The organism is Leifsonia sp. NPDC056665 (assembly GCF_042791795.1).
Taxonomy (GTDB): domain Bacteria; phylum Actinomycetota; class Actinomycetes; order Actinomycetales; family Microbacteriaceae; genus Leifsonia.
Window position 1 is genome coordinate 82295 of sequence record NZ_JBHTXK010000008.1, and the last position, 15132, is coordinate 97426.

The 15132-nt window shown below is 71.8% G+C and carries 16 protein-coding genes; 12 read left to right on the forward strand and 4 right to left on the reverse strand.

The features are described from left to right. The first annotated feature begins 43 nt into the window (after positions 1 to 43). Entirely contained in the window at positions 44 to 2095 is a 2052-nt protein-coding gene (gene paaZ / locus ACFQ9V_RS10145; RefSeq protein ID WP_382459038.1) for a phenylacetic acid degradation bifunctional protein PaaZ, read from the forward strand. A gap of 82 nt (positions 2096 to 2177) precedes the next feature. Here paaZ and ACFQ9V_RS10150 read toward each other — a convergent pair whose 3' ends face one another. Next, positions 2178 to 2786 carry a TetR/AcrR family transcriptional regulator gene (locus ACFQ9V_RS10150; RefSeq protein WP_382459039.1) on the reverse strand — a complete coding sequence of 203 codons (609 nt, stop codon included), beginning with the start codon at positions 2784 to 2786 and terminating at the stop codon, positions 2178 to 2180. An 81-nt stretch (positions 2787 to 2867) separates the two neighbouring features. On the opposite strand from ACFQ9V_RS10150, the gene paaA reads away from it, so the two are divergent. The 7 genes from paaA to ACFQ9V_RS10185 all read left to right on the forward strand — a co-directional run bounded on the left by paaA (position 2868) and on the right by ACFQ9V_RS10185 (position 8883). Further along, the gene (gene paaA, locus ACFQ9V_RS10155) at positions 2868 to 3854 is read left to right on the forward strand and encodes a 1,2-phenylacetyl-CoA epoxidase subunit PaaA (RefSeq protein WP_382459040.1); all 987 of its coding nucleotides are present in this window, start codon (positions 2868 to 2870) and stop codon (positions 3852 to 3854) included. Beyond that, positions 3851 to 4156 carry a 1,2-phenylacetyl-CoA epoxidase subunit PaaB gene (gene paaB / locus ACFQ9V_RS10160; RefSeq protein ID WP_382459041.1) on the forward strand — a complete coding sequence of 102 codons (306 nt, stop codon included), beginning with the start codon at positions 3851 to 3853 and terminating at the stop codon, positions 4154 to 4156. Before paaA ends, paaB begins: the two co-directional genes overlap by 4 nt. Next, entirely contained in the window at positions 4153 to 4986 is an 834-nt protein-coding gene (gene paaC / locus ACFQ9V_RS10165) for a 1,2-phenylacetyl-CoA epoxidase subunit PaaC (protein ID WP_382459042.1), read from the forward strand. The genes paaB and paaC overlap by 4 nt, the downstream gene beginning before the upstream one ends. Next, positions 4983 to 5465 carry a 1,2-phenylacetyl-CoA epoxidase subunit PaaD gene (paaD, locus tag ACFQ9V_RS10170; protein WP_382459043.1) on the forward strand — a complete coding sequence of 161 codons (483 nt, stop codon included), beginning with the start codon at positions 4983 to 4985 and terminating at the stop codon, positions 5463 to 5465. Before paaC ends, paaD begins: the two co-directional genes overlap by 4 nt. A 10-nt stretch (positions 5466 to 5475) precedes the next feature. Further along, positions 5476 to 6564, forward strand: a complete 1089-nt coding sequence (paaE, locus tag ACFQ9V_RS10175; RefSeq protein WP_382459044.1) for a 1,2-phenylacetyl-CoA epoxidase subunit PaaE — start codon at positions 5476 to 5478, stop codon at positions 6562 to 6564. 26 nt (positions 6565 to 6590) lie between these two features. Next, positions 6591 to 7361, forward strand: a complete 771-nt coding sequence (locus tag ACFQ9V_RS10180) for an enoyl-CoA hydratase/isomerase family protein (RefSeq protein WP_382459045.1) — start codon at positions 6591 to 6593, stop codon at positions 7359 to 7361. A 136-nt stretch (positions 7362 to 7497) separates the two neighbouring features. Next, on the forward strand, positions 7498 to 8883 hold the full coding sequence (locus ACFQ9V_RS10185) for an LLM class flavin-dependent oxidoreductase (protein ID WP_382459046.1): 1386 nt from the start codon (positions 7498 to 7500) through the stop codon (positions 8881 to 8883). A 189-nt stretch (positions 8884 to 9072) separates the two neighbouring features. Here the strand turns inward: ACFQ9V_RS10185 and ACFQ9V_RS10190 are convergent, their stop codons facing one another. Both ACFQ9V_RS10190 and ACFQ9V_RS10195 read right to left on the reverse strand, forming a co-directional pair. After that, the gene (locus ACFQ9V_RS10190; protein WP_382459047.1) at positions 9073 to 10428 is read right to left on the reverse strand and encodes a hypothetical protein; all 1356 of its coding nucleotides are present in this window, start codon (positions 10426 to 10428) and stop codon (positions 9073 to 9075) included. Positions 10429 to 10447: 19 nt separating this feature from the next. Next, on the reverse strand, positions 10448 to 11782 hold the full coding sequence (locus tag ACFQ9V_RS10195) for a M23 family metallopeptidase (RefSeq protein ID WP_382459048.1): 1335 nt from the start codon (positions 11780 to 11782) through the stop codon (positions 10448 to 10450). Positions 11783 to 12123: 341 nt separating this feature from the next. On the opposite strand from ACFQ9V_RS10195, the gene lepB reads away from it, so the two are divergent. Then, positions 12124 to 12834 (forward strand): signal peptidase I, encoded by a 711-nt coding sequence (lepB, locus tag ACFQ9V_RS10200; protein WP_382459100.1) that lies wholly within the window; start codon positions 12124 to 12126, stop codon positions 12832 to 12834. A gap of 4 nt (positions 12835 to 12838) precedes the next feature. On the opposite strand, the gene ACFQ9V_RS10205 is transcribed toward lepB, so the two are convergent. Continuing rightward, positions 12839 to 13759, reverse strand: a complete 921-nt coding sequence (locus tag ACFQ9V_RS10205; protein WP_382459049.1) for a siderophore-interacting protein — start codon at positions 13757 to 13759, stop codon at positions 12839 to 12841. A gap of 126 nt (positions 13760 to 13885) precedes the next feature. On the opposite strand from ACFQ9V_RS10205, the gene ACFQ9V_RS10210 reads away from it, so the two are divergent. Genes ACFQ9V_RS10210 through ACFQ9V_RS10220 form a run of 3 tightly spaced genes read left to right on the forward strand, consistent with a single transcriptional unit; the run spans position 13886 to position 15100 of the window. Then, complete coding sequence (locus ACFQ9V_RS10210; RefSeq protein ID WP_382459050.1) at positions 13886 to 14350, forward strand: hypothetical protein; 465 nt, start codon at positions 13886 to 13888, stop codon at positions 14348 to 14350. Between the two features lie 32 nt (positions 14351 to 14382). Next, on the forward strand, positions 14383 to 14712 hold the full coding sequence (locus tag ACFQ9V_RS10215; RefSeq protein ID WP_382459051.1) for a YciI family protein: 330 nt from the start codon (positions 14383 to 14385) through the stop codon (positions 14710 to 14712). Between the two features lie 25 nt (positions 14713 to 14737). After that, positions 14738 to 15100 carry a PLD nuclease N-terminal domain-containing protein gene (locus tag ACFQ9V_RS10220; protein ID WP_382459052.1) on the forward strand — a complete coding sequence of 121 codons (363 nt, stop codon included), beginning with the start codon at positions 14738 to 14740 and terminating at the stop codon, positions 15098 to 15100. The last annotated feature ends 32 nt before the right edge of the window (positions 15101 to 15132 follow it).

Here is a 15132-nt window from a genome sequence, read left to right on the forward strand (position 1 = left end):
GCGGAGCGCCGTCGCTCCCGACCCTCCCGGGAGGAACTGAATCATGAGTCTGCCCAGCTACCTGCAAGACCAGTGGTGGAGCCCGGCGTCCGACGAGGGCGCGGCGGAGGTGCGCGACGCCTCCACCGGCGAGCTCGTCGCCCGCGTCAGCGCGGAGGGCGCCGACCTGGCCGGCGCGCTCGAGTACGCGCGCACGGTTGGTCAGGCCTCGCTCGGCGAGCTGACCTTCCACCAGCGCGCGGTCCTGCTCAAGCGGATGGCGCAGGTGCTGACCGAGCGCAAGCAGGAGCTCTACGACCTCTCCGCCCGCTCCGGCGCGACCCGGGCGGACTCCTGGATCGACGTGGACGGCGGCATCGGCACCCTGTTCACCTTCTCGTCGAAGGGCCGCCGCGAGCTCCCGAACGCGCAAGTCGTCGTGGACGGCCCCGCCGAGTCGCTGGCGAAGGACGGCTCCTTCCTCGGGCAGCACATCTTCACCCGGCTTCCCGGCGTCGCCGTGCAGATCAACGCGTTCAACTTCCCGGTCTGGGGGCTGCTGGAGAAGTTCGCGCCCTCGTTCCTCGCCGGGATGCCGACCCTCGCGAAGCCCGCGACGCCCACCGCGTACGTCGCGGAGGCGATGGTGCGCATCCTGGTCGAGTCCGGGCTGCTGCCGGCCGGGTCGCTGCAGCTCGTCTGCGGCGGCCTGCCCGGGGTGTTCGACCACCTGCGGCTGGGCGACCTGGTGGCGTTCACCGGGTCGGCGTCCACGGCGGAGCGGCTGCGCGCGCACGACTCGGTGCAGACCGGCGGCGTGCGGTTCACGAGTGAGACGGACTCCATCAACGCCTCGGTGCTCGGGCCGGACGCCCTGCCGGGCACGCCCGAGTTCGACGCCTACGTCAAGCAGCTCGTGGTCGAGCTGACTGCCAAGGCCGGCCAGAAGTGCACGGCGATCCGCCGCGCGATCGTCCCGGCCGCGGCCGTCGACGACCTGCTCGCCGCGGTGCGCTCGCGCATCGAGGAGCGCGTCGTGGTCGGCGACCCGCGCGCGGAGGGCGTCACGATGGGGCCGCTCGCCTCGCGCGAGCAGCGCGCAGAGGTACTGCGCCAGGTGGCGAAGCTGGTGGAGGCCGGCGGCGAGCTGGCCATCGGCGGCCTCGACCAGCCGAGCGTCCGGCGTGGCGACGGCAGCCTCGGTGTCGAGCTGGAGGGCGCGTTCGTCGCCCCGATCGTGCTGCGGTTCGCCGACGCCCGCACCCCGGCGGCGCACTCCGTGGAGGCCTTCGGACCGGTCGCGGCCGTGCTGCCGTACGGCTCGGCCGCTGAGGCGGCGCAGCTCGTCGCGCTCGGCGGCGGCTCCCTCGTGACCAGCGCGGCCACGCATGACCCGGACTTCGCCCGCGAGCTCGTCATGGCGACAGCGGCGTACAACGGCCGCATCCTGCTGCTCGACCGCGACGACGCGCGCACCTCCACCGGGCACGGCTCGCCGATGCCGCACCTGGTCCACGGCGGCCCCGGCCGCGCGGGGGGCGGCGAGGAGCTGGGCGGCATCCGCGCAGTGCTGCACCACATGCAGCGCACGGCGATCCAGGGCTCGCCCGACCTCCTCACCGCCGTGACCGGTGTGTGGCACGAGGGCGCCGCGGCCGAGACCGGCGGCCCGCACCCGTTCCGCAAGTCGCTCGCGACGCTGCGAATCGGCGACCAGGTGAAGTCGGAGTCGCGCCGGGTGACGCTGGACGACATCGAGACCTTCGCGACGTTCACCGGCGACACGTTCTACGCGCACATGGACGAGGAGGCCGCGGCCGCCAACCCGTTCTTCCCGGGGCGGGTCGCGCACGGCTACCTGCTGGTGTCGTGGGCGGCCGGCCTGTTCGTGGACCCGGCCCCGGGCCCCGTGCTGGCCAACTACGGGCTGGAGAACCTGCGGTTCCTGACGCCGGTCTCCCCCGGCGACAGCATTCGGGTGGCGCTGACGGCCAAGCAGATCACGCCGCGCGAGACGGACGAGTACGGCGAGGTGCGCTGGGACGCGCGGATCCTCAACCAGAAGGACGAGCTCGTCGCCTCCTACGACGTCCTCACCCTCGTCGCGAAGGAGTAATCCCTCCGTCGAAGGGCACGTAAACGCCCCTAAAACGCGGTTTTAGGGGCGTTTACGTGCCCCTCGCGCATTAGGAACCGCGTCAGGAACGGAGGGCGAGGGCGAGGATGGTTTCCGCGAGCGCCTCGGGTGGGACCGGGCCCGCGGGGTCGTACCACTCGGTGAGGGAGTTGATCATGCCGAACAGGAGGCGGGCGACCACGGCCGGGTCGGCGTCCACCCGCAGTGAGCCCTCGTCCCGGGCCTCCGCCACCAGCGCCGCGACCGCGTGGTCGAAAGCGCGCCGGCGCTGCAGCGCGGCCCGCTCCACCTCGGTGTTGCCGCGCACGCGCAGCAGCAGCGTGACGTACGGGAGGCGGTCCGCCAGCACCAGCACGGCCTCGCGGAGCACCTGGGCCAGCCGCTCGGCGGCGGTCCCGGTGGTCTCCTCGGCCGAGCGCAGTGCGCCCTCCAGGCCGTCGAGCGCCTCGTCGAGGGCGAGCGCGAGCAGCTCGTCCTTGGAGGCGACGTGGTGGTAGATCGCCGATTTGGACAGCCCGAGGCGCTCGGCGAGCATCCCGATGGAGGTCGCGTCGTAGCCGTGCTCGTTGAAGGCGGCGACGGCGACCTCGAGGATGCCGCGCTGGTCGTAGCCGGGCCGGCCACGGCGCAAGGGCAGCGGCTCAGGCTCGGCCGTCCGGGTGTCGGTCACTCAGCAAGTGTGGCACGAACCCACCCGGCTCGCATATACTGAACGAACGATCAGTAAGTATTGATGGGAGAGCTTGGTTCAATGGCGAACACGACGGAAGCCACCACCCCCACGGACGACGACGCCGCCGGCGAGGCGCTCTTCGAACAGCTCCTCGCCGCCGACTCCCGCATCGAGCCGCGCGACTGGATGCCCGACGCCTACCGGCGCACCCTCATCCGGCAGATGTCGCAGCACGCGCACTCCGAGATCATCGGCATGCAGCCGGAGGCCAACTGGATCAGCCGCGCCCCGAGCCTCAAGCGCAAGGCCATCCTGATGGCCAAGGTGCAGGACGAGGCCGGCCACGGGCTGTACCTCTACTCCGCGACGCAGACCCTCGGCATCACGCGCGACGAGATGACCGAGCAGCTCATCAGCGGCGCGGCCAAGTACTCCTCGATCTTCAACTACCCCACGCTGAGCTGGGCCGACATCGGCGCGATCGGCTGGCTGGTCGACGGCGCGGCCATCTGCAACCAGGTGCCGCTCTGCCGCTGCTCCTACGCCCCGTACGGCCGCGCGATGGTGCGGATCTGCAAGGAGGAGTCCTTCCACCAGCGCCAGGGCTTCGAGATCCTGCTGACGCTCATGCGCGGCACCCCGGAGCAGCAGAAGATGGCGCAGGACGCCGTGAACCGCTGGTACTGGCCGTCGCTGATGATGTTCGGGCCGCCGGACGGCGACTCCCCCAACTCGGCGCGGTCGATGGCGTGGAAGATCAAGCGGTTCTCCAACGACGAGCTGCGGCAGCGCTTCGTTGGGATGCTCGTGCCGCAGGCCGAGGCGCTCGGCGTGACCGTCCCCGACCCCGACCTGCGCTGGAACGACGAGCGCCAGGCGTACGACCTCGGCGAGATCGACTGGAGCGAGCTGCAGCGCGTCATCGCCGGCGACGGCCCGTGCAACGCGCAGCGGCTGCAGCGCCGCCGCGACGCGCACGAGGACGGCGCCTGGGTCCGCGAGGCGGCAGCAGCGTACGCAGAGAAGAAGGCCATGAAGACCCGCACGCAGGAGGTCGCCGCATGAGCGCCCAGCAGAAGCCCTCCCACGAGGTCTGGCCCCTGTGGGAGGTCTTCGTGCGCGCCTCCCGCGGCCTCAGCCACGTCCACGTCGGCTCGCTGCACGCTCCCGATGAGGAGCTCGCGGTGCGCAACGCCCGCGACCTCTACACCCGGCGCGGCGAGGGCGTCTCGATCTGGGTGGTCCGCTCCGACGCGATCACCACGAGCGACCCCGACGCCAAGGACGCGTTCTTCACCTCCCCGGAGGGCAAGAACTTCCGGCACGCCACGTACTACACGGAGAGCGAAGGGGTGAAGCACCTGTGACGGACCACGCCCACGACCACGACCAGCACGGCCACGTCGAGCTCAGCACCGTGACGCTGTCGGCCGAGTTCGTCGCCGACGAGGTCACGGCCTCCCCCGACGCCGCTGAGTACGCGCTCTGGCTCGGCGACGACTCGCTCGTGCTCGCCCAACGGCTCGGCTGGTGGATCTCCCGCGCGCCCGAGCTGGAGGAGGACGTCGCGCTCGGGAACATCGCCCTCGACCTGCTCGGCCACGCCCGCGCTCTGCTGCGCTACGCCGGCAGCGCCACCGAGCGGTCGGAGGACGACCTGGCCTACTGGCGCGACGAGCAGGACTTCCGCTCGGCGCACCTCTTCGAGCAGCCGAACGGCGACTTCGCGCACACGATCGTGCGGCAGTTCGCGGCCGCCCACTACCTCTTCGAGCTCTACGAGCGGCTGCGTGCCTCCGAGGACCCGGTGCTCGCGGCGATCGCGGGCAAGGCGGTCAAGGAGGTCGCCTACCACTGCGATCACGCCGACCAGTGGGTGCTGCGCCTGGCACTCGGCACCGACGAGTCCCGGCGCCGCACGCTGACCGCGTTCCACGACCTGTGGCCGTACGTCGCGGAGCTGTTCCGCGACGAACCGCTGATGGACCGGCTGGAGGGCGTGGCCCCGCGGCCGTCGACGCTGCGGGAGGCGTTCGACGCTGCCGTCGCGCCGATCGTGGCGGAGGCCGAGCTGGAGCTCCCGAGCACCTTCACCGCCGCCGGCGGCGGACGCGAAGGTCGGCACTCCGAGCACCTCGCACCGCTGCTCGCCGAGATGCAGGTGCTCACGCGCTCGCACCCCGGAGCGACCTGGTGACCGGGCACGCGGCCGAAGCCGGCCGGGCCTGGGCCGCCGCCGCCGCCGTGCTCGACCCGGAGGTCCCCGTGCTGAACATCGACGACCTCGGCGTGCTGCGCGAGGTCACCGTGACCGACGCCGGAGTGAACGTCGTGCTCACGCCGACCTACTCCGGCTGCCCCGCGATGGACACGATCCGGGAGGACGTCGTGCGCGCCCTCGCCGCCGAGGGCTTCGGCGACGTGCGGGTGAGCCTCGCGCTCGCCCCGGCCTGGACGACCGACTGGATCAGCGAGCACGGCCGGGCCGCGCTGCGCGACTACGGCATCGCACCGCCTCCCGGCACCGGCCCCGTCCGTCTCACTCTCGCGATCAAGTGCCCGCACTGCAGCTCGCTGAAGACCAGGGAGGTCTCCCACTTCGGCTCAACTGCGTGCAAGGCGCTCTACGTCTGCGACGAGTGCGGCGAGCCGTTCGACCACTTCAAGGCTCTGTGAGGTTCCCCTGATGGCGCGTGCGCGATTCCACACGCTCGCGGTCGCAGAGGTGCGCCCGCTGACCGCCGCGAGCGTCGAGGTGACGTTCGCCGTCCCCGACGACCTGCACGGCGAGTACGACTACCTGCCGGGGCAGCACGTCGCCCTCCGCGCGACGGTCGACGGCAAGGAGCTGCGGCGCAGCTACTCGATCTGCCGCCCACCGTCGCCCGGCCGGATCAGTGTCGCGATCAAGCGCGACCTGGGCGGCGCATTCTCCACCTGGGCGATCAGCGAACTGCGCACGGGCGACCGGATCGACGTGATGAGCCCGCAGGGCACCTTCACGATCGACCTCGGCGCCCTCGACGGCGTGCACGTCGCCGGGATCGCGGCCGGGTCGGGCATCACGCCGCTGATGGCGCTGGCCTCCAGCGTGCTGGCGGCCTCCGACACCAGCTCGTTCACCCTCGTCTACACGAACCGCACGGCGATCGACGTGATGTTCCTGGAGGAGCTGGCCGACCTCAAGGACCGCTACCCGTCGCGCCTCGCCCTGCACCATGTGCTCTCCCGCGAGCAGCGGTCGGCGCCGCTGCTCTCCGGCCGGATCGACGAGGAGCGGCTGCGCACCATCCTCGACGCACTGCTGCCGCCGGACACCGTCGACCAGTGGTTCCTGTGCGGTCCGTTCGAGCTCGTCCAACTCTGCCGTGACGTGCTGGAGACGTACGACGTGCCGCGGTCCAGCGTCCACTTCGAGCTGTTCACGACTGGTGAACCTACCGAGGTTCGCGGCGACGTCGGGCACCCGGTGGTCGTGCACGAGGGAGAGAAGACAGCGGAGATCCAGTTCACGCTCGACGGGCAGACCTCCATAGTGACGACCCCGGTGGACGCGAACGAGTCGGTGCTCAACGCCGCGCTGCGGGTGCGGCCGGACGTCCCGTTCGCCTGCACCGGCGGCGTCTGCGGCACCTGCCGCGCGCGGCTGCTCTTCGGCGACGTGCGGATGACCGAGAACTACGCGCTCGAGCCGGAGGAACTGGAGAGGGGCTACGTGCTCACCTGCCAGTCGCACCCGCTGACCGAGAAGGTCGCTGTGGACTATGACGTTTGAGTGCATGTGAAATCCGAGGAGGCGCTGTGATCGAGCTCACCATCCAGGATGACGTCGCGCACGTCACGCTGAACGCGCCGGAGCGGCTCAACGCGCTCGGGCCCGACGACCTCCGCGCGCTGGACGCCGCGTACGCCGAGGCCGAGGTCGCCGGGGTGCGCGCGCTCGTGCTGCGCGGCGAGGGCCGCTCGTTCTGCGCCGGCCGCGACATCGCCGGCGTCGACCCGGCGACGGACGACGTGGCCGGCTACCTCGACGGACTGGTGACGCCGCTGCTGCGCCGGATGAGTGCCTTCCCGTCGCCGACGTTCGCGGCGGCGCGCGGCGCGGCCCTCGGCGTCGGCCTCGGCCTCCTGGTCGCCACGGACGTCGTCTACGTCGCCGAGGACGCCAAGGTCGGCTCGCCGTTCGCCGCCCTGGGCGCCGCGCTCGACTCGGGAGGCCACTGGCTGCTGGTGTCGCGGCTCGGCCCGCACCGCGCGCTCGACCTCATCTACTCCGGCAAGCTGATCTCCGGTGCGGAGGCCGTGGCGGGCGGGCTGTTCAGCCGCGCGCTGCCCGGCGACGAAGTGGAGGCCGCCGTGACGGAGGCCGCAACCGCCGCCTCCCGCGGCGCGACCCAGGCGTACCTGGCGAGCAAGCGCATCATCGCCGGCCTGCGCGACGGCTCGCTCGACCTCTGGTCGTCCGTCGACGCCGAGACCGCGGCCCAGGCCGCCCTCCGCGACACGCACGACTACCACGAGGGCTTCGCCGCCTTCCAGCAGAAGCGTCGCCCACTCTTCCGCGGCGACTGACTCCATCCGTTCCGGAGTTGTGTACGCGACACGCCGCGGCGGAGCGTACACAACTCCGGAAACGATGGCGGGGCGGGCGTTACGGAATGTGGCGGGCGGGGTGCGGGCGGCGAAGAACGCATGCATTGTTGAGCGCATGACCCGGCAGATCCGATTCAACGCTTTCGACATGAACTGCGTCGCCCACCAGTCCTCCGGGATGTGGCGCCACCCCGACGACCAGGCCTGGCGATACAAGGACCTCACCTACTGGACCGAGCTCGCGAAACTCCTCGAGCGCGGCACCTTCGACGGGATCTTCATCGCCGACGTGCTCGGCACCTACGACGTGTACGGCGGCAGCAACGAGGCCGCGATCCGGCACGGCGCGCAGGTCCCGGTCAACGACCCGCTCCTCCTGGTCTCCGCGATGGCGCTGGTGACCGAGAACCTCGGCTTCGGCGTCACCGCGGGCACCGCCTACGAGCACCCCTACCCGTTCGCGCGCCGGATGTCGACGCTCGACCACCTGACCAACGGCCGGGTCGGCTGGAACGTCGTCACCGGCTACCTGCCGTCGGCCGCGCGCAACATGGGCCACGACGACCAGCTCCAGCACGACGACCGCTACGACCACGCCGACGAGTACCTGGAGGTGCTCTACAAGCTGTGGGAGGGCTCCTGGGAGGACGACGCCGTCATCCGCGACCGCGAGTCCGGCGTCTTCACCGACCCGGCGAAGGTGCACGAGATCGGTCACAAGGGCAAGCACTTCACGGTCCCCGGCATCCACCTCTCCGAGCCGAGCCCGCAGCGAACGCCGGTGATCTACCAGGCCGGCGCCTCCAAGCGCGGCATCTCCTTCGCGGCAGAGAACGCCGAGGCGATCTTCGTCGCGGCCTCCACCAAGGAGGGCCTGAAGGAGACCGTCGGCAAGCTCCGCGACGCGCTGGAGGCCGCGGGCCGCGACCGCTACTCCGCCCGCATCTACACGCTGCTCACGATCGTCACCGACGAGACCGACGAGAAGGCGCAGGCGAAGTTCGAGGACTTCCTGCAGTACACGAACGACGAGGGCGCGCTGGTCTTCATGTCGGGCTGGATGGGCGTCGACCTGTCGCAGTACGACCTGGACGAGCCGATCGGCAACGTCAAGAGCAACGCCATCCAGTCGGCGGTCGCGAACTTCCAGCGGCCGAACGCGGAGGGCGGCGAGTGGACCGTCCGCGACATCGGCCGCAACGGCGTCATCGGCGGCCTCGGCCCGTTCATCGTGGGCGGCGCGGTCAGCATCGCCGACCAGCTCCAGGAGTGGGTCGAGGAGACCGACGTGGACGGGTTCAACCTGGCCTACGCGATCACACCGGGCACGTTCGAGGACATCGTCGAGTTCGTCATCCCCGAGCTGCGCAAGCGCGGAGCGTACCCGGAGGCGTACGCCGAGGGGACGCTGCGCAACAAGCTGCACGGCGCCGGCGACCGGCTCCCGGAGGGCCACCGCGGGGCGAAGTACCGGATCGGCGCGAAGGCCGCCACGGCCTGACGCACTCCGCGCGGCCCCGAATTAGACGGGCCGCGGGGTAGACGGCATGGTCTGTCTCCCCGCGGCACCGCGCGCGCCGCACAATGCGCTCACGGCGGGCATGGGCTTCAAAGATGTCCGCCTACGCGGCGCCCGGCGTGCGGGTAACACGCCAGGCGCCGCGGCCGTCCGTCCGGGCCGGCGCCGGCCTCAGTGCGCGACCCCGGCCGCGTCGCCCAGCAGGCGGTCGACCGCCGAGCGCGGGATGGGGATCCAGCTCGGCCGGTGCCGCGCCTCGTAGGTGATCTCGTAGACCGCCTTGTCGAGCTCGAACGCCGCCAGGAGCCCGGCGAACTCGTCCAGGACGTCCCCGGCCACGCTCGTGTAGCCCTCCAGGTACGCCTTCCTGGCGTCCGCCGCCCACCGGGAGGCGTCGATCGGGTCCTCGCGCCGGGCGAGCGAGCCGGCGACGTAGTCGAAGGAGCGCAGCATCCCGGCCACGTCGCGCATGGTCGCGTCGGGGAGGGCGCGCTCGGCGAGCGGCCGCAGCGGCTCGCCCTCGAAGTCGATGAACTGCCAGCCGCGATCGGGCGAGAACAGCACCTGGCCCAGGTGCAGGTCGCCGTGGATGCGCTGCAGCACCGGCAGCGGAGCCGTCGCGGCCCCCTCGTAGACCGATGCGATCGCCGCGCGCAGCGTCTCGACCTCCGGGACCTCCGTGGTCGTGATCGTGAGCCGCTGGAACATCCCGTCGAGCGCGACGCGCACGTCGTCGGGCTCTGCACGCTTGGTCGGCAGCACGCCCGCGAGCTGGCGGTGCAGCTCGGCCGTGCCTGCGCCGAGGGCGAAGGCGCGCTCGGTGAAGTCCTCGCCCGTCTCTGCCGCGCTGACCGCCAGCTCCCAGCCGTCCTCCGCGCCGGGGACGAAATCCTGCATCAGCGCCAGCTCTCCGGCCGCCGCAGCACCGTCGGGCGCGGGCCACGATCCGGTCAGCCAGCCGAGCAGCGCGGGGGTGCGCTCCGAGCCGCCCGCGGTCAGCGCCGCGAGCGTGGAGATGTCCGGGTTCTCGCCGTCCTGCACCACCCGGAAGACCTTCACGAGCGCGAGCCGGTCGCTCAGCTCGGCGACGATGGAGGTATTGGACTGCTCCGCCGAGAGCCGCCGCGACGACAACACGGGGATGCGCTCGCCGAGCGTGTGGCCGCCCGCGCGGGCGTGCTCGCCGTCCGCCGCCCCCGCTCCGGTCATCAGCGCCGCGAGCGCCGCGACGTACGCCTCCTCGACCGGCCCGTCGTAGAGGTACCGGCCGCCGGCCTCCCCCACGAATCCGGCGGGGTCGCCGTCCCGGCGCACGCGGGCGACCAGCGGCACCTGGTACACGCGGGGCGTGCGGGGCGCGTCGTCGCAGAAGAAATGGGTCACGATCCGGGATCCGTCGTCCGCGCTCTCGGGGGCCCGCTCCAGCTCGAAGGAGCCCAGGAGCCGCAGCCTCGGTTCGAACGCCTTGGTCGAGTACCAGCGCTGGCGGCGCATCCACGAGCCCACCAGCTCCGTCAGTTCCGTCATGGTGTGAACCGTACGCCCCTCAGATCGTTCCGACGATGACCCCCCTGGCCGCGAGGAAGGGGTACGGATCTATTTGCACTCCGTTCACCCGGACTTCCAGGTGCAGGTGGCAGCCCGTTGAGGCTCCGGTCGAGCCGACCTGAGCGATGGGCTGCCCGACCGCGACGTGCTCGCCGATGGTCACGCCGATCCCGCCGTCGCGGATGTGGCCGTAGGCGGTCTCGACGCCGCCGCCGTGGTCGATCAGGATGAAGTTCCCGTACGACCCGTTCGGGCCCGCGGCGAGGATGGTGCCCGACGCGGCCGCGACGATGGTCGTGCCGCAGGCCGCGCCGATGTCGTCGCCGGGGTGGAAGGGCGCCGTCCCGGCCGGGCGCGATGGCCGCGGGCCGAACGGGTCGGTCATCGGGCCGTGCACGGGGAGCGTCCATCCGGTCGCGATGGCGGACGGGTCGACGGTGAGCGCCTGCCAGCCCGTCCCCGCGGTGAGCACGGTGGGGAGCTGGGCGAGGGCGGCGGAGTCCGAGTCGACCTGCGCCTGTGCGTCCGTGACCGCCTGCTGGCTGGCGTCGACGTCGATGCCGGCGAGCGCGTCGGCCGCCTGCTTCGCCTGGCCGCTCAGGCTGGTCGCGGCCTTGGCGTCGGCCGTGGCGTCGCGCAGCGCGGTCACCCGGTCGTCGGAGAGCGTGCGCAGCCGGTCGACGGCGCCGAGCTTCGTGAGGAGGTCGCCGTTCGTCCCGAGCACCGCCGCGAGCGGGTCGGAGCCGAGGCCCTTCCAACCGGCGGCGCGGATCAGCGCCGTCGCGAAGGCGGCGGAGGCCTCGGCCTTCTTCTTCGCGGCCTTCGCCTGCGCAGCGAGCGCGTCGGACGAGGCCTGCGCCTGAGCCTGCTCGCGCTGCGCGCCGAGGTTTGCAGTGGTGGCGTCGGCGAGCGTCTGCTGGGCGGTGGCCAGCTCGCTGGCGAGCTGGGCCGCCTGCTCGACCTGAGCGGTGTCGGACTGCACGGTGCCGCCGAGGTCGGGCGGGACGAGCAGTGGGATGTCGTCGGTCGGGGCCAGGGTGGGTGCGGGGGTCGGGGTGGGCGTCGGGGTCGGGGTCGGAGTGCGGGTCGGCGTCGGAGTGGGCGTCGGAGTCGGAGTGGGGGTCGGGGTCGGGGTCGGAGTGGGAGTTGGTTTCGGCGTCGGGGTGGGCGTCGGGGTCGGAGAGGGTGTCGGAGGGGGTGAATCGTCCGGATCGGGCGGCGGCGTCGGCGTCGAGGTGGTGCAGTCCTGGCCCTGGCAGTCGTCGGCCGACGCAGGCAACGGCGCGAGCACGAGGCCGGTCGCCAGGAGCAGCGCCGCCGCGTGGGCCAGCACCCTCAGGACCGATCGGCTGTCCGGAGGCGGACCTCCCGGAGCGCCTCCGCGGAGCCCGGCCGGCCCACCGGGAAACGACGGCGAACCCCCGGCGAGGAGGGCCGGATCGCGACGGGTGCGGCCTCGATCGCCGCGGCGCGGAGGTTCGCGTCGTGTCAGCAGTTTGAAGCGCGCCAACGCATCCCGCATGATCACGCGGGCCCCCGACGGGTGTCGGGTCGGCCCGTCCTCTGATCCTGTCACCGCGCCGGGCCAGAGGACAATCCCTCGTCAGGGGGTCGGATGCGTCTCACAGCCTGGGCACGCTAGCGTGAAGCCTTGTGACCGACAGCACCGAGACCATGCGACCCCGTCGAGCCACCCGCAAGTCCGGCTGGAAAGTCCTGCTCCGCGACGTCGTGGTCATCTTCGTCATCGCGGTGCTGGTCTCGTTCCTGATCAAGACGTTCGTCGCCCGCTCGTTCTACATCCCCTCCGGGTCGATGGAGAACACGCTGCAGATCAACGACCGGATCATCGTCAACGAGCTGCAGCCGTCGGTCTTCCCGCTCTCGCGCGGCGATGTCGTCGTCTTCAAGGACCCGGGCGGCTGGCTGCCCGCGGCGGCCCCGCAGACCGGAAACCCCCTCCAGCAGGGCGTCGGAGCCGTGCTCGACTTCGTCGGCCTCGGCGCCTCGGACAGCGACCAGCACCTCGTGAAGCGCCTGATCGGCCTCCCCGGCGACCACATCACCTGCTGCAACGCGCTCGGTCAGATGAGCGTGAACGGGGTGCCGCTCAAGGAGCCGTATGTGCTGCTGCCGGCCGGGCAGCAGGCCGTGTCGGCCAAGCCGTTCGACGTGACCGTGCCCGCGGGCAAGATCTGGGTCATGGGCGACAACAGGTACAACTCGGCGGACTCCCGGTACCACATGGACGACCCGACCAAGGGCTTCGTGCCGATGGGTGACGTGGTCGGCCGCGCGTTCGTGGTGAGCTGGCCGGTGAGCCACTGGAGCTGGCTGAGCAACTACCCCGTGACCTTCTCGGGTACCGAGGTCACGGGCAAGTAGCGGGCTACGCCTGCTCGGCCCGCCCGAGCCGCCAGTACCCCATGAACGCGACGCGCCCGCGGTCGATCCCGTGCCCGCGCACGAGGAGCCTGCGGAGCGTCTTGACGACCCCCGACTCCCCCGCGATCCAGGCGTAGAACCCGCCGGCGGCCTCCTCGGGGCTGTCCCACAGGATGTCCGCGTCAACGTCGACGTCCTCCAGCCGCTGCGCGCGTCCTGCCGCGGCCGCCGCGACCACGTCCGGATGCGCGGCCAGCCAGCCGGTCACGGCCGGGAGGAGGGCGCAGCCGTGCTCGCCGCCGTCCCGCGCCACCCAGGTGACCTCGACGTTCCGCCCGATCCGCAGCGGGAGGGCGTCGGCCGCCGTCGGGACCTCGATGAAGGCGTGCGCCCTGCGCGTCGGTGGCAGCGCCTCCAGGATCGAGGCGATCGCCGGCGCCGCGGTCTCGTCGCCCGCGAGGAGCAGCTCGGTGGCCTCCCCCGGCCGCCAGTCGATGCCGACGCCGGAGTGCGGGCTGAGCGCGTCGGGCCCGATCACCACGAGCTCGTCCCCCTGTGCTGCGGAGGCCAGCCAGCGGGCGGCCGGGCCGCCGTCGCCGTGCACGACGAAGTCCACGTCGACGCGGCGCTCGTGCGGGTCGACGTCGCGCACCGTGTAGGTACGGAACGGGTTGCGGAGGTGCTCGGGCAGCGCACGCCACTGGCCGTACCAGTCGCCCGCGTCGAGCGGGCTGAAGCTGCCGTCCGGCAGTGGGAAGACCAGCTTGATCCGCTGGTCCAGCCGCTCGGTGCCGAAGGTCTCGAAGTCGTCGCAGCCGAGGCTCACGCGTGCGAAGCCCGGGCTCAGCCTCCGGATCGCCAGCACCTCCGCGCGGTACGGCCGGTATGCCGGACGAGCGGTCAGCGGCGGGGCGAGCACGGGCACAGCGGTTCCCTTCGGGCCGGGGAGCGGGGCGGGGGGTTCGAGTAAGGTAAGGCTACACTAACCAGACCGGACGACCGCTGGGGGCACGCTGGACGCCCCCGCCGCCCGCACAGTATCGTCGGGCGCGTGACGACTGCGCACCACCACCCGCTGCTCGGGAGGGACGCGCGCCTGGTCATCCTGATCACCGGCGTGCTCGCGGGCGCCGCCGTCGGCTTCCTGCACATCATCGACTACGAGCTGGGCAGCGACACCAAGCGCGAGCTGCTCAGCCCGCAGCTCTTCCTCTACGGCCCGGCCGCCGCAGGAGTGGGCTTCGTGAGCGCGGCCGTGCACTACGCCTGGTTCGCCCGCGCCCGGCCGGGCGGCATCCACTGGTGGCGGCACGTCTGCGCCACGGCGAGCGCGTTCGTCGTCGCCTACGTCGGCTACGTCCTGCTCTGGCTGACCACGCCGGCGACGTATCTCGGCTGGTTCAGCGAGCCGCTCGGGGCCGTCCTGGTGGCGGGGACCGTGGAGTACGTCGTGTACCGGCTCATCCTCGAGCGACGGAATGTCGAGCGGCGGCCGCTCCGTTCGACGTCCGAGTGAACCGACAACCGATTCCGAAAGGACCCACCGCGATGAAGTACATGATGTTCGTGATCACCGACTCCCAGCCGGACACCGAGACCGACGAGTCCGACGTCGACCTCTGGGTGGACCCGCTCGACGCCAGCGGCAAGCGGATCATCGGGGAGGTGCTCCAGCCGCAGTCCGAGTCGCGCGTCGTCCGCGTGCGCGACGGCAAGCGCTACGTGACCGACGGGCCCTTCACCGAGACCAAGGAGGTCATCTGCGGCTTCGACATCCTGGAGGTCGAGGACCTGGACGAGGCCGTCGAGATCGCCTCCCGGCACCCGATGGCGCGCAATGGCCAGTTGGAACTGCGGCCCTTCATGGTCTGGGAGTGAGAGCGCTTCCCCCTAGACTCGGCGAATGGCCGTCGTCCCCCTGCTGATCCTCGTCTTCTTCGTCGTCGCGCTGATCGACATCATCCTGCGCGACAGCAGCCAGGTGAAGCACCTGCCGAAGGTGGCCTGGATCTTCATCGTGATCCTGCTGCCGCTGATCGGCGGCGTCCTCTGGTTCGCAGTCGGGCGGGAGTACAGCGGCGCCGGGTACCGCCGCCCGCGTGGGACGTACGTCGCCCGCGATCAGGCGGCGCCGGCGGCGCGCCCGCTGTCGACGGAGGAGCAGCTCGCCGCTCTCGAACGGGAGATCGAGGACGATCGCATCCGGCAGCTGGAGGCGGAGCTCCGCAGCCGCCGGGACCTCGACCCCGACCCCAACCCCTCCTGACCACCGTCGAGGGGCACGTACACGCCCCTGAA